The organism is Streptomyces gardneri, from assembly GCF_006539185.1.
Classification (GTDB): domain Bacteria; phylum Actinomycetota; class Actinomycetes; order Streptomycetales; family Streptomycetaceae; genus Streptomyces; species Streptomyces gardneri.
Genome location: NZ_BJMN01000011.1, coordinates 30,993 through 49,310, shown reverse-complemented (window position 1 = coordinate 49,310; position 18,318 = coordinate 30,993). Strand labels below are relative to the sequence as shown.

18 protein-coding genes are annotated in these 18,318 nt (G+C 72.6%); 8 read left to right on the top strand and 10 right to left on the bottom strand.

Features of this window, described 5'->3' with window-relative positions; translation table 11 throughout:
* Window positions 1-87 precede the first annotated feature (87 nt).
* The 6 genes from hflX to miaA form a co-directional block, all read right to left on the bottom strand.
* A complete protein-coding gene (gene hflX, locus SGA01_RS08370; RefSeq protein WP_141294848.1) occupies window positions 88-1,581 on the bottom strand; it encodes a GTPase HflX in 1,494 nt (497 codons plus the stop codon).
* Between the two features lie 140 nt (window positions 1,582-1,721).
* A complete protein-coding gene (locus SGA01_RS08365) occupies window positions 1,722-3,212 on the bottom strand; it encodes a M1 family metallopeptidase (RefSeq protein ID WP_141294846.1) in 1,491 nt (496 codons plus the stop codon).
* 102 nt (window positions 3,213-3,314) lie between these two features.
* The gene (locus tag SGA01_RS08360) at window positions 3,315-5,549 is read right to left on the bottom strand and encodes a RelA/SpoT family protein (RefSeq protein WP_141294844.1); all 2,235 of its coding nucleotides are present in this window, start codon (window positions 5,547-5,549) and stop codon (window positions 3,315-3,317) included.
* A gap of 140 nt (window positions 5,550-5,689) precedes the next feature.
* Window positions 5,690-6,598: a diaminopimelate epimerase gene (gene dapF / locus SGA01_RS08355; RefSeq protein ID WP_141294842.1), complete on the bottom strand. Its 909-nt coding sequence runs from the start codon at window positions 6,596-6,598 to the stop codon at window positions 5,690-5,692.
* A gap of 181 nt (window positions 6,599-6,779) precedes the next feature.
* Window positions 6,780-7,256 carry a hypothetical protein gene (locus tag SGA01_RS08350; protein ID WP_141295345.1) on the bottom strand — a complete coding sequence of 159 codons (477 nt, stop codon included), beginning with the start codon at window positions 7,254-7,256 and terminating at the stop codon, window positions 6,780-6,782.
* A gap of 108 nt (window positions 7,257-7,364) precedes the next feature.
* Window positions 7,365-8,303: a tRNA (adenosine(37)-N6)-dimethylallyltransferase MiaA gene (gene miaA, locus SGA01_RS08345; RefSeq protein ID WP_055640983.1), complete on the bottom strand. Its 939-nt coding sequence runs from the start codon at window positions 8,301-8,303 to the stop codon at window positions 7,365-7,367.
* Window positions 8,304-8,442: 139 nt separating this feature from the next.
* Between miaA and SGA01_RS40950 the strand changes: the two genes are divergently transcribed.
* Window positions 8,443-8,865 carry a hypothetical protein gene (locus SGA01_RS40950; protein WP_167534049.1) on the top strand — a complete coding sequence of 141 codons (423 nt, stop codon included), beginning with the start codon at window positions 8,443-8,445 and terminating at the stop codon, window positions 8,863-8,865.
* A 69-nt stretch (window positions 8,866-8,934) separates the two neighbouring features.
* Window positions 8,935-9,192, top strand: coding sequence for an antitoxin (locus SGA01_RS08335; RefSeq protein ID WP_141294840.1), 258 nt, complete (start codon window positions 8,935-8,937; stop codon window positions 9,190-9,192).
* 128 nt (window positions 9,193-9,320) lie between these two features.
* On the opposite strand, the gene SGA01_RS08330 is transcribed toward SGA01_RS08335, so the two are convergent.
* Together SGA01_RS08330 and miaB are read right to left on the bottom strand one after the other, a co-directional pair.
* Entirely contained in the window at window positions 9,321-10,028 is a 708-nt protein-coding gene (locus SGA01_RS08330; RefSeq protein ID WP_141294838.1) for a class III extradiol dioxygenase subunit B-like domain-containing protein, read from the bottom strand.
* Between the two features lie 147 nt (window positions 10,029-10,175).
* Window positions 10,176-11,705, bottom strand: coding sequence for a tRNA (N6-isopentenyl adenosine(37)-C2)-methylthiotransferase MiaB (gene miaB, locus SGA01_RS08325; RefSeq protein ID WP_141294836.1), 1,530 nt, complete (start codon window positions 11,703-11,705; stop codon window positions 10,176-10,178).
* A gap of 112 nt (window positions 11,706-11,817) precedes the next feature.
* Between miaB and SGA01_RS08320 the strand changes: the two genes are divergently transcribed.
* The 6 genes from SGA01_RS08320 (at window position 11,818) to SGA01_RS08295 (ending at window position 16,572) form a co-directional block, all read left to right on the top strand.
* Entirely contained in the window at window positions 11,818-12,603 is a 786-nt protein-coding gene (locus tag SGA01_RS08320; RefSeq protein WP_141294834.1) for a DeoR/GlpR family DNA-binding transcription regulator, read from the top strand.
* A gap of 181 nt (window positions 12,604-12,784) precedes the next feature.
* The gene (locus tag SGA01_RS08315) at window positions 12,785-13,153 is read left to right on the top strand and encodes a DUF4406 domain-containing protein (RefSeq protein WP_141295339.1); all 369 of its coding nucleotides are present in this window, start codon (window positions 12,785-12,787) and stop codon (window positions 13,151-13,153) included.
* On the top strand, window positions 13,150-13,809 hold the full coding sequence (locus tag SGA01_RS08310) for an NUDIX domain-containing protein (RefSeq protein ID WP_141294832.1): 660 nt from the start codon (window positions 13,150-13,152) through the stop codon (window positions 13,807-13,809). Before SGA01_RS08315 ends, SGA01_RS08310 begins: the two co-directional genes overlap by 4 nt.
* A 164-nt stretch (window positions 13,810-13,973) precedes the next feature.
* The gene (locus SGA01_RS08305; RefSeq protein ID WP_141294830.1) at window positions 13,974-14,651 is read left to right on the top strand and encodes a DedA family protein; all 678 of its coding nucleotides are present in this window, start codon (window positions 13,974-13,976) and stop codon (window positions 14,649-14,651) included.
* Window positions 14,652-14,785: 134 nt separating this feature from the next.
* Entirely contained in the window at window positions 14,786-15,937 is a 1,152-nt protein-coding gene (locus tag SGA01_RS08300) for a sensor histidine kinase (protein ID WP_141295336.1), read from the top strand.
* Entirely contained in the window at window positions 15,937-16,572 is a 636-nt protein-coding gene (locus SGA01_RS08295; RefSeq protein ID WP_141295333.1) for a response regulator transcription factor, read from the top strand. The genes SGA01_RS08300 and SGA01_RS08295 overlap by 1 nt, the downstream gene beginning before the upstream one ends.
* 67 nt (window positions 16,573-16,639) lie before the next feature.
* Here the strand turns inward: SGA01_RS08295 and SGA01_RS08290 are convergent, their stop codons facing one another.
* Both SGA01_RS08290 and SGA01_RS08285 read right to left on the bottom strand, forming a co-directional pair.
* Complete coding sequence (locus SGA01_RS08290; protein WP_229917972.1) at window positions 16,640-17,128, bottom strand: LuxR C-terminal-related transcriptional regulator; 489 nt, start codon at window positions 17,126-17,128, stop codon at window positions 16,640-16,642.
* Window positions 17,091-18,080, bottom strand: a complete 990-nt coding sequence (locus SGA01_RS08285) for a DMT family transporter (protein WP_141294826.1) — start codon at window positions 18,078-18,080, stop codon at window positions 17,091-17,093. Before SGA01_RS08285 ends, SGA01_RS08290 begins: the two co-directional genes overlap by 38 nt.
* Window positions 18,081-18,318: the final 238 nt, after the last annotated feature.

The window sequence follows — 18,318 nt, the reverse complement described above, 5'->3', positions numbered from 1 at the left end:
ACCCCGCGACATCGCATCACGAAGAAGGGCGCTGCCCCCTCCCCGTCAGGGGAGGGGGCAGCACCCTCTGCGTTCGATCGCCGTGGCTCAGTGCGCGGCGGGAACGTACGGCGCGAGCATCGCCGCCAGCTCCTCGTGCACCCGGGCCTTCAGCAGGGTGCCCTCCGGGGTGTGCTCCTCGGATTCCACCTCGCCCTCGGCGTGCACCCGGGAGACGAGACCGCCGTGCGTGTACGGCACGAGGGCTTCGAGCTCGACCTCGGGGCGCGGCAGTTCGGCGTCGATGAGCGCGAGCAGCTGCTCGATGCCCTGGCCCGAACGGGCCGAGACCGCGATGGAGTGCTTCTCCATCCGCAGCAGGCGCTGGAGGACCAGCGGGTCCGCCGCGTCCGCCTTGTTGACGACGACGATCTCCTTGACGTTCACCGCGCCGACGTCCCGGAAGACCTCGCGCACGGCGGCCAGCTGCTCCTCCGGGGCCGGGTGGGAGCCGTCCACCACGTGCAGGATGAGGTCGGAGTCCCCGACCTCCTCCATGGTGGAACGGAACGCCTCGACCAGGTGGTGCGGCAGGTGCCGGACAAAGCCGACGGTGTCGGCCAGGGTGTAGACCCGGCCGGTGGGCGTCTCGGCCCGACGCACGGTCGGGTCGAGGGTGGCGAACAGGGCGTTCTCCACGAGCACGCCCGCCCCGGTGAGGCGGTTGAGCAGGGAGGACTTGCCCGCGTTGGTGTATCCGGCGATGGCGACCGAGGGCACCTTGTTGCGACGGCGCTCCTGCCGCTTGATGTCGCGGCCGGTCTTCATCTCCGCGATCTCCCGGCGCATCTTCGCCATCTTCTCGCGGATGCGGCGCCGGTCGGTCTCGATCTTGGTCTCACCGGGACCGCGGGTGGCCATGCCGCCACCGCCGCCGCCACCCATCTGACGGGACAGCGACTGACCCCAGCCTCGCAGTCGCGGCAGCATGTACTGCATCTGCGCGAGCGCGACCTGCGCCTTGCCCTCTCGGGACTTGGCGTGCTGGGCGAAGATGTCGAGGATCAGGGCGGTCCGGTCGACCACCTTCACCTTGACGACGTCTTCGAGGGCGATGAGCTGGCCGGGGCTGAGCTCGCCGTCACAGACGACGGTGTCGGCGCCGGTCTCGACCACGATGTCGCGCAGCTCGCGGGCCTTGCCGGAGCCGATGAAGGTCGCCGGGTCCGGCTTGTCACGGCGCTGGATCACGCCGTCGAGCACGAGGGCGCCCGCCGTCTCGGCGAGGGCCGCGAGCTCCGCCAGGGAGTTCTCCGCGTCCTGCACGGTCCCCGAGGTCCAGACGCCGACCAGCACGACGCGCTCGAGGCGCAGCTGGCGGTACTCGACCTCGGTGACGTCCTCGAGCTCGGTGGAGAGGCCCGCGACGCGCCGCAGGGCCGCACGCTCGGAACGGTCGAACTGGTCGCCGTCCCGCTCTCCGTCGATCTCTTGGCTCCAGGCGACGTCCTCTTCCATCAGGGCATCGGCCCGAAGGCTCTCGGTACGGCTCGTCTCCGCGAAGCTCTGCTCGTCCTGGGAAGGGGAAGAAGAGGAGGTCATTGGGTCCTTACGTCGAATGACGTCGCGTGACCGCGACGAAGTTGGATCTGTATCCGTCGCAACGCGTGACGGCACCGGAAGATTCCCGGTTCCGGCCGCGTCGCCGACCTGACGATGGTGGCACGGCCCGGCCGCGCCCGTCACCCGGGTTTCACCGCCGTCCTGACGGCCTCGGCCGGCCGGGAGCGCCAGTCGGGGTGCCCGGGCATGGGCGGGGTCTTCGCCGCGTACAGCCAGTCGCGGAAGAAGGCGGTGAGGTCCCGTCCGGCGATCTCGCCGGCCAGCGCCGTGAAGTCGGCGGTGGTGGCGGTGGAGTCCCGGTGGTCGGCGACCCAGCGGCGCTCCAGGCGCCCGAAGGCCTCGGTGCCGATCTCCTGCCGGAGGGCGTAGAGGACGAGGGCGCTGCCGTCGTAGACGACGGGCCGGAAGAGGCTGATCTTGTGGCCGGGCGAGGGCGGCTCGGGTGCGGCGGGCGGGCCGCCGTCGGCCCGCCACCCGTCGGAGGCCGCGTAGGCCGCCTTCATGCGCCGCTCCATGGACTTGCCGGCCTTCTCCTCCGCGTACAGGGCCTCGTACCAGCTCGCGTGTCCTTCGTTGAGCCAGAGGTCGGACCAGGTGCGGGGCGAGACGCTGTCGCCGAACCACTGGTGGGCCAGCTCGTGGACCATGATCGAGTCGACGTACCACTCCGGGTAGCCCGGCTCCGTGAAGAGGCCGCGCTCGAAGAGGGAGAGGGTCTGTGTCTCCAGCTCGAAGCCCGTGTCGGCGTCGGCGACGAGCACGCCGTACGTCTCGAAGGGGTACGGGCCGACCTGCCGCTCCATCCACTCCAGCTGGCCGGGGGTCTTGCGGAGCCAGGGCTCCATCAGCTCCCGGTCGGCGGTCCGCACCACGTCCCGTACGGGCAGGCCCCGGGGGCCTGCCCGGTGCACGACGGTGGAGCTGCCGATGGAGACCTGGGCGAGTTCCGTGGCCATGGGGTGGCGTGTGCGGTAGGTCCAGGTGGTGGTGGCGCCGTGGTCGACGCGGCCGGCGGGCAGGCCGTTGGCGACGGCGGTGAGCGCGCTGGGGGCGGTGATCCGGAAGGTGAAGTACGCCTTGTCGGCGGGGTGGTCGTTGGACGGGAAGACGCGGTGGGCGGCGTCCGCCTGGTTGGCCATGGCGAGGCCGTCGCCGGTGCGGACCCAGCCGCCGGTGTCGGCGGGTCCCGTGGGGTCGCTGGTGTGGGTGACGGTGATCTCGATCTGCTCGCCGGCGTCGATCGGCACGGCGGGGGTGACGACCAGGTCCTCGCCGCTGCCGGTGTACGCGGCCGGGATGTCGTCGACGGTGACGGCGGAGACGGTCCCGTGGGTGAAGTCGAGGTTGAGCCGCTCCAGGTCCGCGGTGGCGAGGGCGTCGATCCGGGTCACGGCGGCGAGCGGCTTCGTGTTGACCCCCGGGTAGGTGAGGTCGAGGTCGTACGCGAGGACGTCGTAGCCAGGGTTGCCGAGGTGGGGGAAGAGCGGGTCGCCGATGCCGAGCGGCGGCGGGGCGGGCAGCGCGGCGGCGACGAGCCCGGTCGAGGCGGCGACGAGGACGGCTGCGCGGAGCCACCGCGCGCGGGGCAGGGGGTTTCGGACGAGCGGCATGGGCCAGGCCTTTCCGGAGGACTGGCCCTACGGCTACCAGGGGATGCCCCGCGCCACCGGGCGGCGCGCTCGCCCGCCACCCGAAGGGGTTCACACGTCAGGTCAGGACTCGCGCGGCTCCGCCCTCCCCCGCCGCCGGGCGCGGTTCACGTCGTACACCCCCGGTACGTCCCGCATGGCCCGCATCAGGGCGGGGAGGCCGGCGGCGTCGGGGAGGTGGAGGGTGTACGTGTGGCGGACCCGCTGCTCGCTGGGCGGCTCGACGGTCGCGGCGACGACGGCCGCCCCGGCGGTGGCGATGGCCTCGGTGAGGTCGGCGAGGAGGTGCGGCCGGCCGAAGGACTCGGCGACGAGGGTGACCCGGCACTGGGCGGTGTCGCCCCAGCGGACGGTGACGGGCTCGCGCCCCACGCCGCGCATCGTCTCGACGGCCGCGCAGCCGGCCCGGTGGACGGTGACCGAGCCGCCGCGGACACGGAATCCGGTGATCTCGTCGGGCGGTACGGGGGTGCAGCACCCCGCGGGGCGGACGGCGGCGGGCGGCTCGCCGTCCAGGTCGGCGTGGAGGACGGCGCCGGAGCGCCGGTCGGCCGGGACGTTGACCTGGGGGCGGGGGCCCACGTCGGCGGGGGCCGCGGCCGCCTCGGGGTGGGCCTGGAGCCAGCCGGTGATCGCGATCCGCGCCGTGGCGGTACGGGCGTGGTCGAGCCACTCCGGAGAGGGCCCGGACACGGTGTCCTGGGCGATCAGCAGCTGGACGGTGTCCCCGTCGCCGAGGACGGTGCTCAGGGGGGCGAGGCGGCCGTTGACCCGCGCGCCGAGACAGCCGTGGGCGGCCTCGCCGTGCTGGGCGTACGCGGCGTCGACGCAGCTGGCTCCGGCGGGCAGGCTGATCGTGCCGGGGGCGCTGCCGTCGGCGCTGAAGACGGTGATCTCGTCGTCCTCGGCGAGGTGGGCGCGGAGCGAGCTCCAGAAGGTGTCGGGGTCGGGGGCGGACTGCTGCCAGTCGAGGAGCCGGGAGAGCCAGCCGGGCCGGGTGGGGTCGACGCGCTCGCCGTCCTCGGGCTGCGGGTCGGGGGTGAGGCCGGAGTCGGGGGTGAGGACGGGGCCGGGGACGAGGGCGGGCCGCGCCGTGAGCGGTGTCGGGCCGGCGTACGGTTCCTGGCCCGCGTACGGGTTGCCGAGGGCGACGACTCCGGCCTCGGCGACCGTGTGCATCCGGTGGGTCCTGATGAGGATCTCGGCCACGGCCCCGTCGGGGGCTGCGATCGCGGTGTGCAGCGACTGGTACAGGTTGAACTTGGGGGTGGCGATGAAGTCCTTGAACTCGGAGATCACCGGCGTGAAGCAGGTGTGGAGCTCACCGAGGACCCCGTAGCAGTCGGCGTCCTCGGCGACGAGGACGAGGAGCCGCCCGAAGTCGCAGCCGCGCAGCTCGCCGCGCTTGAGGCGGACGCGGTGGACGGAGACGAAGTGCCGCGGCCGGACGAGGACCTCGGCGCCGATGCCGGCTTCGCGCAGGACGGCGCCGACCTGTTCGGCGACGGCGTCGAGGGCGTCCCCCGCGTGGGAGTTCTCGGCGATGAGCGCGCGGGTGTTCTCGTACTCCTCGGGGTGGAGGATCGCGAAGACGAGGTCCTCCAGCTCCGTCTTGAGGGCCTGGACCCCCAGCCGTTCGGCGAGGGGGATGAGGAAGTCGCGGGTGACCTTGGCGATCCTGGCCTGTTTCTCGGCGCGCATGACGCCGAGGGTGCGCATGTTGTGGAGGCGGTCGGCGAGTTTGATCGACATGACCCGGACGTCGTTGCCGGTGGCGACGAGCATCTTGCGGAAGGTCTCGGGCTCGGCGGCGGCGCCGTAGTCGATCTTCTCGACCTTGGTGACGCCGTCGACGAGGTACGCGACCTCGTCGCCGAACTCCCGGCGCACCTGGTCGAGCGTCACCTCGGTGTCCTCGACGGTGTCGTGGAGGAGCGAGGCGGTCAGGGTGGTGGTCTCCGCGCCGAGTTCGGCGAGGATGAGCGTGACCGCGAGCGGGTGCGTGATGTACGGCTCGCCGCTCTTGCGGAACTGGCCGCGGTGCGAGGACTCGGCGAGGACGTAGGCCCGGCGCAGCACCGCGAGGTCGGCCTCGGGGTGGTGGGCCCGGTGCGCCTCGGCGACATGGCTGATGGCGTCGGGCAGCCGGTCACGGGGGGCCGGTCCCGCGGTGGCGCCCAGCAGGGCGGCGCGGCCGAGGCGGCGCAGGTCGATGCGGGCGCGTCCGCGTCTGCGGACGGTCGTGTCGGTGACGGCGGCGTCGGCCGCGCTCACAGGGTTGGTGGCCTCTGCGCTCATGGGGCACCTCCGGCAACGTCGACCGGCGGTGGGCGGGCCAGGCGAGCCCTGGGGGCCGGTGCTTGATGCTACCGACCCCACCACGTGGCGCAGTCACGCTCTCGCTCAGCGTGAACCGGATCACCCATTCGAGCGACAAATCAGTCGTTGACTGTTTCGATTTCCTGGCTCCCGGCGGGAATCGACAGCCACGCCGGGTCGATGGTGCCCTCGGCGACGATCACGGCGGGTCCGGTCATCTCGATCTCGCCGTCGGGGTGCTCGGTGATGACGAGGGTCCCGCCGAGGACGTCGACGGTGTACGTGACGGGGGTGCCGCTCGCGAGGGGGTCGGCGCCGTCACGGCGGGCCGTGGCGACGGCGACGGCGCACGCGCCCGTACCGCAGGAGCGGGTCTCGGCGGCGCCGCGCTCGTGGACCCGCATGGCGACGTGCCGCGGGCCGCGGTCGGCGACGAACTCGATGTTGACCCCGTCCGGGTAGACCGCGGCGGGCTCGTAGGGCGGCTCGGTGAAGAGGTTGCCCGCGTGGTCGAGGTCCTCGACGAAGGCGACCGCGTGCGGGTTGCCCATGTTCACGTTCCGCGCGGGCCAGCTTCGGCCGTCGACGGTGACGGTGACCCCGGCCTCGGACAGGACCGCGCGGCCCATGGAGACGGTGACGGAGCCGTCCTTGTCGAGGTGGACGCGCTTGATGCCGCCGCGGGTGGCGACGGCGACCTCGCCCGCGGTGACGTGCCCGGCGTGCTGGAGGTAGCGGGCGAAGACCCGGACCCCGTTGCCGCACATCTCGGCGACCGAGCCGTCGGCGTTCCGGTAGTCCATGAACCACTCGGCCTCGTCGGCGAGGTGCCGCGCCTCGGGGTGGGCGGCGCTGCGCACGACGTGCAGCAGCCCGTCCCCGCCGATGCCGGCCCGCCGGTCGCAGAGCCGCGCGACGGAGGCGGGGCTCAGCTCGACGGCGTTGTCCGCGTCGGGGACGATCACGAAGTCGTTCTCGGTGCCGTGGCCCTTGAGGAAGGGGAGCGGCGAGGTCTGCGTGCTGGTCACGAGATCAACTGTACGGGGCGGGTCCGACAGGCCGCGCGGCCGTCCACCGCGGGACGCACGGGATACGCGCGGGAGCGGTACGGGAGCCGTGCGGGACACGCGCGGAAGCGGTGCGCGAGCGGTACGGAAGGCGTGCGGGACGTACGTACGGGGCAGGGCGTACGGAAGGCGACGGGAGGGCTCAGCGGAGGCGGGCGACGCGCCAGACGGCCAGGGCGACCAGGACGGTGATCGTCGCCAGGTACAGGGCGAGGACGCGCCAGTCGGGCCGCTCGCCCGAGCCGCGCTGCGGAAGCCCGGGCCATGTGTAGCCGACCTTGCGGGCGGCCATCATGCCCCAGCCGGCCGCGCAGGAGCTGATGAGCAGTCCGAGCATGGCGAGGACGGCGCCGCCGTCACCCGAGCCGAAGGCGAGCGGGAACGCGAACATCAGGGAGCCGACGGCCGCGAGGCCGACGATCGGGGCGAGCTGCCAGATCCGCAGACGCCGCTGCGGTCTGAGCTCGACCTCGACCTCGTCGGCGTCCACCTCGACGGCGGTGCCTTCCGCGTCGTCAGGACCGTCCGGTGTCAGGCCCGGGGCCCCGACCGGGGCTGTGCCCGTCGAGTCGCCCAGGACCGCTTCCTGCTGTTCTCTGTCGCGAGGGCCGGCCTCCATCGCCACGCGCCCTCCCCACTCGGACTCCACTTGGTCGATCGATGCTCGATGATGGCACGCTCCTGCCCGCCGAACTGACGGGCAGGGCGTCCCGATGCCATCACGTGATCAGGCTGTAACCGCTCGTTCGACCAACGACAGCGCCTCCCGCGGGAGTTCCCCGCGGTGATCGGCGGCTCCGCTGAGCCAGTGGACGCGCGGGTCGCGGCGGAACCAGGAGTCCTGGCGGCGCGCGAAACGCTTGGTGGCGCGCACGGTCTCCGCGCGCGCCTCGTCCTCGGTGCACTCCCCCGCGAGCGCCGCGAGGACCTGCTGGTAGCCGAGGGCGCGGGCGGCGGTACGGCCCTCACGCAGGCCCCGCGCCTCCAGGGTGCGCACCTCGTCGACGAGGCCGGCCTCCCACATCCGGTCCACGCGCGCGGCGATGCGCTCGTCCAGCTCGGGGCGGGCCACGTCGACGCCGATCTGGACGGTGTCGTAGACGGAGTCGTGGCCGGGCAGGTTGGCGGTGAAGGGCTTGCCCGTGATCTCGATGACCTCGAGCGCGCGGACGATGCGGCGGCCGTTGCTCGGCAGGATCGCGCGGGCCGCCTCGGGGTCGGCCTCGGCGAGCCGGGCGTGCAGGACGCCCGAGCCGCGCTCCTCGAGCTCGGCCTCCAGCCGGGCTCGGACGGCGGGGTCGGTGCCGGGGAACTCCAGGGCGTCGACGGCCCCTCGTACGTACAGGCCTGAACCGCCGACGAGGATCGGGGTGCGGCCCTCGGCGAGGAGCCGGTCGATCTCGGCGCGGGCCAGTCGCTGGTACTCGGCGACGCTGGCGGCCTCGGTGACGTCCCAGATGTCGAGGAGGTGGTGCGGGACTCCGTCCCGTTCCTCCATCGTCAGTTTGGCGGTCCCGATGTCCATCCCCCGGTAGAGCTGCATCGAGTCGGCGTTGACGACCTCGCCGCCGAGCTGCTGAGCCAGAAATACACCCAGATCGGACTTTCCGGCCGCAGTGGGACCGACAACGGCGATGACCCGCGGGGCGGGAGCTGCGCTTCTCACGGCACCAGTCTCGCAAACCTCCCGACCCGTCCCCGAATGAGCTACGTGACGAGCCCCATCCGGCTTCGTTGCCTGTTGCGAGGTTCCGGCCGTCGGTCACCGCCGAGCCCCTCCCATCCGAGTACGCTATGGAGTGAATATGGGCGTTTTTGCAGTGTTTCGCCGTAAGAAGAAGGATGTGGTCGAGGCCTCGTCGGAGGAGACCGGGGCCGTCGGGACGTCGACTGCCGTCGACACGACCGACGCGACCGAGACGGATGCCGTGGCCGGAGCCGATGCCGAGGTCACGGCAGATCTGGATGTGGATGCCGATGTCGCAGTCGATGACGATGACGTCGTCGAGGTCACGGGTAAGGCCGTGAAGGTGCCGGAGGCCGGGACAGCGGACACGGTGGACGGTGCGGAGGGCAGGGACGGTTCGGCCGACGCGGACGCGGCGGAAGGCGTCGACACGGACGAGCGGGCGGCCGGATCGGTCGCCTCCGAGGTCGTGGAGATCCCGAAGCAGCAGTCGGCCGAGGCCGCCGCGGACAACGAGGCAGGCGAAGGCGCCCGCAAGTAGGCCCCCGGGGTCCTGGGGGCAGGACACGGAACACGGATCCCCCGAGGGTCCGCGGAGGGAAGGTGCCCCATGGGTCTCCTGGATTCACTGAAGGCCAAGCTCGCCCCGGCCAAGGACAAGGTGGCCGACCTCGCGCAGCAGCACGGGGGAAAGATCGACAACGGTCTCGACAAGGCCGCGAAGCTGGTCGACGAGAAGACCAAGGGCAAGTACAGCGACAAGATCCAGTCCGGTACGGGCAAGGCCAAGAACGTAGTGGACCGGATCGGCCACAAGGACGACGGCACTCCCGGGAGCGGCGGCACGACTCCGCCGCCGGCCGCCTGACGACCGGCGTCACCCGCACATCACAGCCCCCCTCCGCACGGCGGACGGCCGCGGAGCATCGCGCTCCGCGGCCGTCCGCCGTTCTTGCCGTACCGCGTTCTCGTGTCGTCGCGTCTCGCGTCGGTCCGTCAGGACCAGGCGGCGACGATGTACTCCACGCCGTACGGGGCGTCCTCGAGGAGGAGTCGGCCTTCGAGCCCCGCGCCCTCGGCGGCGCCCGCCAGGACCTGCCAGGGCGCGCGGCCGGCCGCCTTCAGCTCGTACGCGAGCTGCTCGTCGAGCGCGAGCAGCTCGGCCACGTCGGCCGCGCCCAGCGCGCGGGCGGCCTCGGCGTCGAAGCCGGCCGCCCGCTCGTCCAGGTAGCCGGGGGCCTTCACGGTCCGGCACGCGCTGCCGTCACCCATCACGAGGAGCGCGACCCGATCGGCGGAGGCGGCGAGCTCACGGCCGGTCGCGGCGCAGGCCTCCGCCGCCTCCCGCTCGTCCACGCCGAGGCCCTCGACGGGCGCGTCGGCCCAGTCGGCGCGGCCGAGCAGCCAGGCGCCGACGGCGAGGCTCGCGGGCAGGGGACGGTCGGCGGCCGGCCCGTCGCCGAGCCGTACGGAGAGGTCGACCCCGAAGCCGGCGAAGGAGCCCGTCGAACCGGCCGGGAAGACGCCGGTGGCGCCCGCACCGGCGGGGCCGACGACGTACAGCCGGTCGGGGCGCGAGGCGGCGAGCAGTCCGACTGCGTCGGCGCAGGCGGTGCGCGCGGCGTCCAGCTCGGGGGCGGCGCCGGTCGCGACCTCGGGGACGAGGAGCGGCGGAGAGGGGCAGACGGCTGCGGCGACAAGCATGATCCGCACCCTACTGCGCCGCCGCGCCGGCACTCCCCGGACAGGGCCTATGGCCGCAGGTCAGTGACTCCTGCGGCCTCGGCGACTCCCGCGGCTCCCACGGCTCCCACGGGTCAGTGGCTGCCCGTGGTTCGGTGACTCGGTGGCTCAGTGGCTCGCGCAGGCCGGTGCGTCGGCTGCCGGGAGCGGCTCCGGGACGCCGATCTTCGGGAGGCCGAGCAGCACGCCCGCCGGCTTCACGGCGGCCTCGGTGGTGCGCTTCTCCCAGGCGTCGCCGGCGCGAGTCCGGCGTACCGACGTCGTCGGGCCCTCGGCGAGCAGGTGGTGCGGGGCGGCGTAGGTGATCTCGACGGTCACGACGTCGCCGGGGCGGACGTCCTGCTCCGGCTTGGTGAAGTGGACGAGCCGGTTGTCGGGGGCGCGGCCGGAGAGGCGGTGCGTGGCGCCGTCCTTGCGGCCCTCGCCCTCGGCGACCATGACCTCCAGGGTGCGGCCGACCTGCTTCTTGTTCTCCTCCCAGGAGATCTCCTCCTGGAGCGCGACGAGGCGCATGTAGCGCTCCTGCACGACGTCCTTGGGGATCTGGTCGTCCATCTCGGCGGCCGGCGTGCCGGGGCGCTTGGAGTACTGGAAGGTGAAGGCGTTCGCGAAGCGGGCCTCGCGGACCGCGTGCATCGTCTGCTGGAAGTCCTCCTCGGTCTCGCCGGGGAAGCCCACGATGATGTCGGTGGAGATGGCGGCGTGCGGAATGGCCGCGCGGACCTTCTCGATGATCCCGAGGAAACGCTCCTGCCGGTACGAGCGGCGCATCGCCCGGAGGATCGAGTCCGAGCCGGACTGCATCGGCATGTGCAGCTGCGGCATCACGTTCGGCGTCTCGGCCATCGCCGCGATCACGTCGTCGGTGAAGTCGCGGGGGTGCGGGGAGGTGAAGCGGACCCGCTCCAGGCCCTCGATCTGACCGCACGCGCGCAGCAGCTTGGAGAAGGCCTCGCGGTCGCCCAGGTCCGAGCCGTACGCGTTGACGTTCTGGCCGAGCAGGGTGATCTCGGAGACGCCCTCGGCGACCAGCGCCTCGACCTCGGCGAGGATGTCGCCGGGACGGCGGTCCTCCTCCTTGCCGCGCAGCGCGGGGACGATGCAGAAGGTGCAGGTGTTGTTGCAGCCGACGGAGATCGAGACCCAGGCGGCGTAGGCGGACTCGCGGCGGGTCGGCAGCGTGGAGGGGAAGGCCTCCAGCGACTCGGCGATCTCGATCTGCGCCTCCTCCTGGATGCGGGCGCGCTCCAGGAGCACCGGCAGCTTGCCGATGTTGTGCGTACCGAAGACCACGTCGACCCAGGGGGCCTTCTTGACGATGGTGTCGCGGTCCTTCTGGGCGAGGCAGCCGCCGACGGCGATCTGCATGCCGGGGCGCGTGGTCTTCATCGGGGCGAGCCGGCCGAGGTTGCCGTACAGCTTGTTGTCGGCGTTCTCGCGCACCGCGCAGGTGTTGAAGACGACGACGTCGGCGTCCCCGTCGGAGCCCTTGGGGGCCTGGACGTAACCCGCCTCTTCCAGCAGACCGGAGAGCCGCTCGGAGTCGTGCACGTTCATCTGGCACCCGTAGGTGCGAATCTCGTAGGTCTTGGATCCGTCAACGCTCACTGCGGGACTCCGGTCGCTGCTGCTGGTCATGGTGACCAGGGTAGGCGGTCCGGGGAGTGCTCCCGTTGGTTCCCGAAGGTTGTCGCGAAGCCGTTCACACACCAGAGCGTTCATTCGAACATCACCGTGATAGAAATGAGTCATGGGTGTCGCCAATCGACTGGACCTGACCCTGCGATTGGTGCAGGGCTCCGACCGGGTTTCCGTGTCGGAGCTCTCCCATCGACTGGGCGTATCGGAGATGACCGTCCGCAGGGACCTCGACGCGCTGGAGCGTCAGGGACTCGTGCGTCGCGTGCACGGCGGCGCCGTCGCCACACGCGTACGGGACGAACAGGCCGGCTTCTCGGCGCGGGAGCCGTGGCAGGCAGCCACCAAGGACCGCCTGGGTGCCGCGGCGGCCGCGCTGGTGGAGCCGGGATCGCGCGTGCTCCTGGACGCGGGGACCACGACCGTGCACGTGGCCGAGCACCTGGCGGCCCGGGGCCCGCTGACGGTCGCCGTGCTCAGCATCCAGGCGGCGGTGGTCCTGGCCGACAAGCCCGGGATCGACCTCCTGGTCGTCGGCGGGCGCTCCCGGCCCGGTGAACGCTCCCTCGTCGGCCCGCTCGCGCTGCGCACGCTGGAGTCGCTGGCCTTCGACTGTTTCCTGATGTCCATCGGCGGGGTCCACTCCGAGCACGGCTGGTCGGAGTTCTCCCTGGACGACGCGGCCGTCAAGCAGGTCGGACTCGCCCGGGCCGGCCGCACGGTCGCGGTGGCCGACGCCACCAAGCTCGGCGTACGGGCGTTCAGCAGGGTCGCCTCGCTCGGTGCGGCGCACCACTTCGTCACCGACCGGGCCGCCGAGGACCCCGCCACGCATCCCGGCGGGCCCCAGACGCTGGACGCGCTGCGGGACGCGGGCGTCGACGTGCGGCTGGCCTGAAAGCGTCGACCTCCGACCGGCCGGCGGCAGCCGTGCCCGTACCCGAGTCCGCACGCGTACCCGAGTCCGGTACGCGTACTCGTACCCGTACCCGTACGCGTCCCGATACTCGCGCTCTCGCTCGTACCCGTCCCTCGTACCGAGGAGTGATCCGCTCGTGACCACCGCTCCCCGCCCGCTGATGATCCTCGTCGCCGGCCCCTACCGCTCGGGCACCGGCGACGACCCCCGGAAGCTCGAAGCGAACGTACGCGCCATGAACGAGGCCGCTCTCGTCCTCTTCCGCGCCGGACACCTGCCCGTCACCGGCGAGGCCCTCGCCCTCCCGCTCCTGGAGGCCGCCGGCGGCGCCCGCCCCGGCGACGCGCTCTTCCAGGAGGTCTTCCACCCGGTCGCCGAGCGGCTGCTCTCCCGCTGCGACGCGGTCCTGCGGATCGGCGGGCCCTCGGTGGGAGCGGACATGATGGTCGCCCAGGCCCGCGAGCAGGGCCTCGACGTCTACGGCTCCCTCGCCGACGTCCCGGCCGTCGTCCCGGCCGCCGCCCGATGACCGCCGGCATCGACACCCCCGACCGCCGCGGCCGCACCGGCCTCGACCGGCAGGGCCGCGATCTGACCGGCAACCCGCGCGTGCGGATCCTGGACGTGGAGGTGCTCTCCTGCGACTGGTACGTCCTGCGCAAGACCACCTTCGACTACCGGCACAGCGACGGGCACTGGAGCCGCGAGCAGCGCGAGACCCACGACCGCGGCGACGGCGCGACCGTCCTCCTCCACAACACCGCGCGCCGTACGGTGCTGCTGACCCGTCAGTTCCGCCTCCCCGCCTACGTCAACGGGCACCCCGACGGCATGCTCCTCGAAACCGCCGCCGGACTCCTGGACGACGAGAGCCCCGAGAAGGCGATCCGGCGGGAGGCCGCCGAGGAGACCGGGCACACCATCGGGGCCGCCGAGCACGTCTTCGACGTCTACATGAGCCCCGGCTCGGTCACCGAGCGGCTGCACTTCTTCGCCGCCCCCTACGAGTCGGCGGACTTCTCCGGCGGAGGCGGGGGAATCGCCGCCGAGGGCGAGGACATCACGACCGTGGAGCTCCCCTTCTCCGAGGCGCTCGCCATGGTCCGCGACGGCCGGATCGCCGACGCCAAGACCATCATGCTGCTCCAGTGGGCGGCGCTCGACGGACCGTTCCGACCCTCGTAGCGGTAGCGGCCCTGCACCCTGCGGTTTTCCGCAGGAAGGTGGGCGGGAAGCCCCATACCGGGGCTGAGCTGGGATTTCTAGGTTGGAGACATGCCGGGGAGATCACCCCGGGACATGCCGGGGAGTTCGCCCCGGCGCCTTCCTCGCCGCTGGGAGACCTCCTCATGCCGCTCACCCATCAGCTGCTGCTGGCCCAGGCCGCCGCCCAGGAACCCGCCGACGGTGTCGCCGGGTGGGCCGCCGGACTCGTCGAGACGATGGGCGGGCCCGGCGCGGGGCTCGCCATCGCGCTGGAGAACCTCTTCCCGCCGCTGCCGAGCGAGGTGATCCTGCCCCTGACCGGCTTCGCCGCCGGGCAGGGGGTGATCAGCCTGGCATCGGCGCTGTTCTGGACGACGCTGGGTTCGGTGGTCGGGGCCGTGGCCCTCTACTGGATCGGCGCGCTGTTCGGGCGGCGGCGCATGCACGCGCTCTGGGCACGGCTGCCCCTGGTGAAGGTCTCCGATCTGGAGCGCACCGAGGAGTGGTTCGCGCGGCACGGCACCAAGGCGGTGCTCCTGGGGCGGATGGTGCCGATCTTCCGCAGTCTGATCTCCGTGCCGGCCGGCGTCGAGCGGATGCCGCTGCCCGTCTTCCTCCTGCTCACGACGGTCGGCAGCCTCGTCTGGAACAGCGTGCTCGTGATGGCCGGTTACTGGCTCGGGGACCGCTGGGACCTGGTCGAGGGGTACGTCGGCGTGCTGTCCAAGGCCGTCCTGGTGATGGCGCTCGTGGCCGTGGCCGCGTACCTGGCCGTACGGCTCCGGGGGCGGGGGCGCGCCCAGCACCGCCGCACCTCGTGACCGGCGGGCAGGGACACGTACCCTCCGAACGATCTTGTACGGGTCCGGGACCGGCACTAGCCTCGGGAAGCGTGCGAGGGGACGAGCCGAGGGGCGAGAGCGAGGGCGAGGGCGAGGGCGAGGGCGAGGGCACGGTGACCGGATCGGCGGCCCGCCGTGTGGCCGGGTCCCTCCTCGGTTGCCCGACGGCCCTGCTCGGCGTCCTGTTCTTCCTGGTCGCCGGTGTCGTCCTCGGGCCCTTCCTGCTGTGGCCCCGCACCCGGCCGCGGGCCCGTGAGGTCCTGACGGCCGGCGCGCGGCGCCTCGCCGCGCTCGAACGCCGCCGCCGCTCCGCCTTCTTCGGAGACCGCTTCCCCGACCCGTACACCGTCTCCGACCGGCGACTGCTGCGCTATCTCGCGGTCCGGAGCTGGACGGGCCTGGTGTACGGGATCGTCGTCGGGCTCCTCGGCTTCGGCGCCGTCCTGGCGGGGCTGCTCGTCGGAGGTGTCGTGCGCGGCACGCTCGGCTGGGCGGAGCTGCTCGCACAACTGCTCCTCGGCGGCGTCCTGCTCTTCCTCGACGTCCAGGGCCTGTACGCGCTGGCCGCGCTGGACGCCCGGCTCGCCCGTGAGTGCTTCGGGCCGTCCGAGAGCGAGCTGCTGCGGCGCCGGATCGACGAACTCGCCGTCAGCCGGGCCGCCGTCGTGCAGGCCGTGGACGCCGAGCGCCGCCGCATCGAACGCGATCTCCACGACGGGGTGCAGCAGCGGCTCGTGGCGCTCGCCATGCTGCTCGGCCGGGCACGCCGGAGCAGGGACCGCGACCCGGAGCAGGCGGACGCGCTGCTCCTCCAGGCCCACGGCGAGGCCGGGGACGTACTGGCCGAACTACGGGACGTGGCCTGGCGGGTGTACCCCTCCGCGCTGGACAGCCTGGGCCTCGAAGAGGCGCTGGGAGGGGTGGCGCAGCGGTGCTCCCTCCCCCTGCGCATCCGGTTCGAGGCCGCCGGGCCGCTGCCCCGGCCCGTGGAGACGGCCGCCTACTTCGTGGTCTCCGAGGCCGTCACGAACGCCGCCAAGCACGCCTCGGCCTCCTCCGTCTCCGTCCACGTCTCGCTCGGCGGCCCGCCCGGAGAACCCCTGCTCACGCTGCGGGTCGAGGACGACGGGCGGGGCGGCGCCGACCCGGCCGGCAGCGGGCTGACCGGCCTGCGGAGCCGGGTCGCCGCGCTCGACGGCGTCCTGCGTGTCGACAGCCCCCTCGGGGGACCCACCACTCTTGTCGCGGAGTTGCCGTGCGCGTGATCCTTGCCGAGGACTCGACCCTGCTGAGGGAGGGGCTCGTCCGCCTGCTCACCGAGGAGGGTCACGAGGTCGTGGCCGCGTTCGGCGACGCCGTGACCCTGGTCGCGGAGGTCGGGGCCCTGCGCCCGGACGTCGCGGTCGTCGACATCCGGATGCCCCCGACGCACACCGACGAGGGGCTGCGGGCAGCCGTGGAGATCCGCGAGCGGTGGCCGGAGACGGGTGTCCTGGTCCTCTCGCAGCACGTCGAGCGGAGTTACGCGGCCCGGCTGCTCGCCGCGGGGGCGGAGCGGGTCGGCTATCTCCTCAAGGACCGGGTGGCGCAGGTCGAGGAGTTCCTCGACGCTTTGGAGCGGGTCCACGAGGGCGGTGCGGCGATCGACCCGGAGGTCGTACGACAGTTGGTCGTCCGCAGTACGCACAGCGATCCGCTGGCAAGACTGACTCCGCGCGAGCGGGAGGTCCTCGAGGTGCTCGCCCAGGGCTACACGAACGCCGCCATCGCGCGGCAACTGCACCTGTCTCTCAGTGCGGTGGAGAAGTACCTCAACGCCGTCTTCGACAAGCTGGACCTGCGCAGGGCGGACGGTTACAGCCGTCGGATCCTGGCCGTGCTGCGCTATCTGGAGTCCTGACGCGCGATGCGCGGTTCGAAGCCGGCCTTCGCGCCGGTTCGCGATGGCCCCTGTGTCCCGTTGGCCTCTACGTCCCGATGACCGCGGCCAGTTGGGCCCTGCGGCGAATGTCGAGCTTGCGGTAGATGCGGGTGATGTGCAGCTCCACGGCCCGGGTCGACACCGTGAAGGACGCGGCGATCTGCTTGTTGGTGAGACCGTCAAGCATCATCGTGGCGATCCGCCGCTCGTGGGGGGTCAGGGCCGCGATCTGCGCCGGAACGGGCCGCGCGGGGCGGGCGGGAGCCACCTGTCCCAGCACCGCGTTCCACTCCCGGATGCGTGGCTCCCCGACGACCCGGGCTCGTGCGTACGGGTCGGCGTGGAGCACCCGTAAGAGCGTCCGGCGGTCGTGGGCCTGGCAGAGGAGGAGCTCCCCGGTGCCGTCCCGCCACGGGCCGCCTCCGAGGAGGATTCCGCGGGCCGCCATCCTCCGCCAGTACGTCCGGTGCGCCTCCGCGAAGTCCGACCGGTCCGACTCACTCCCGCGGAATGCGAGTTCGACCACGAAAGCCACGCGCGACTCCCCCATCAATCCCGGGCGTTTCCGTTTTCGACGCTACCACCGGCCCTCTGCCCGTTGAATGAACGGCGTGTTGCGGCCCGCGTCGCCGGAGCAGGCCGGTGGCGGCGAGCACCGCGACCGCCCCGAGCCACACCGTCCAGCCGAGCGGCTCGTGCAGCACCAAGGCGCCCAGGACGACCGCCACCGCCGTCATCAGGTACGTCACGGTGGAGGCCACCGTGGGCCCGTCCTTGAAGATCAGCTCGAAGTTGAGCAGCGCGGCGAAGCCGGTGCAGACCACGCCGAGGACGAGGACGGCGATCACCGAGTCGGCGCGCCAGGTGACGGCCCGGAGGCCCAGGAAGGGGAAGGCGGCGAGCAGCAGCAGGGTCGCCGCGCCCAGTTGGCCGCCCGCCAGCACGAGCGGCGGAACACCCCGGCCCACCAGGAACCTGCCCGTGTACGCGAAGCTCGCGCCGAAACTGATCGAGCCGAGGACGAAGCAGAGGATGCTCCAACCGCTGCCGGTCGAGCCGGAGTTCCACGGTGACGCGATGAGCGCGGTGCCGCCGAGACCGACGAGCACACCGCCGGCGGCGCGGCCGGAGATCCTCTTCTCCTGGCCGAGCAGCAGGGCTGTCGCGAGGGTCCAGATGGGCGCGCTGCCGTTGACCACGGCGGCGACGCCGCTGGAGCCGGCGACCTCCCCTTCGGCGTACAGGGTCCACGGCACGGCGTTCCCGAGCAGTGCGGCGACCGTCAAGTGCCCCCAGATCGCCGCCCCCTTGGGCAGTCTGAGCCCCTTCGCGTATCCGATGGCGAGGATCACGGCGGCGCCGAGCGCGAGCCGGATCAGGACCATCTGGACGGGAGAGAACCCGTACCCCGCGATCTTGATCCACAGGAAGACGGAGCCCCAGACGAGACTCAGTGCGGCCAGCCGGGTGGAGGTGGCTCTGGACATGGGTGTTCCCGCTCTGGAGAAGGGTGGGGCGGTGCGCGACGGGAGGGCCGTACGGAACTCTCCGCGGTACGGGAACGAGCCTCGCTCCGGCGTCCGGGCGGGGTCCAGCAACGCCTGCTGGAAGGTACCGTCCACGAACCGTGGAGCGTCGGGGGAGGCGGGGGCGGGCCGGACGGGTACGGCTCGGCGGGGTACGGGCCGGGCGGGTACAGGTCACGCGGGTACGGGCCGGGCGGGG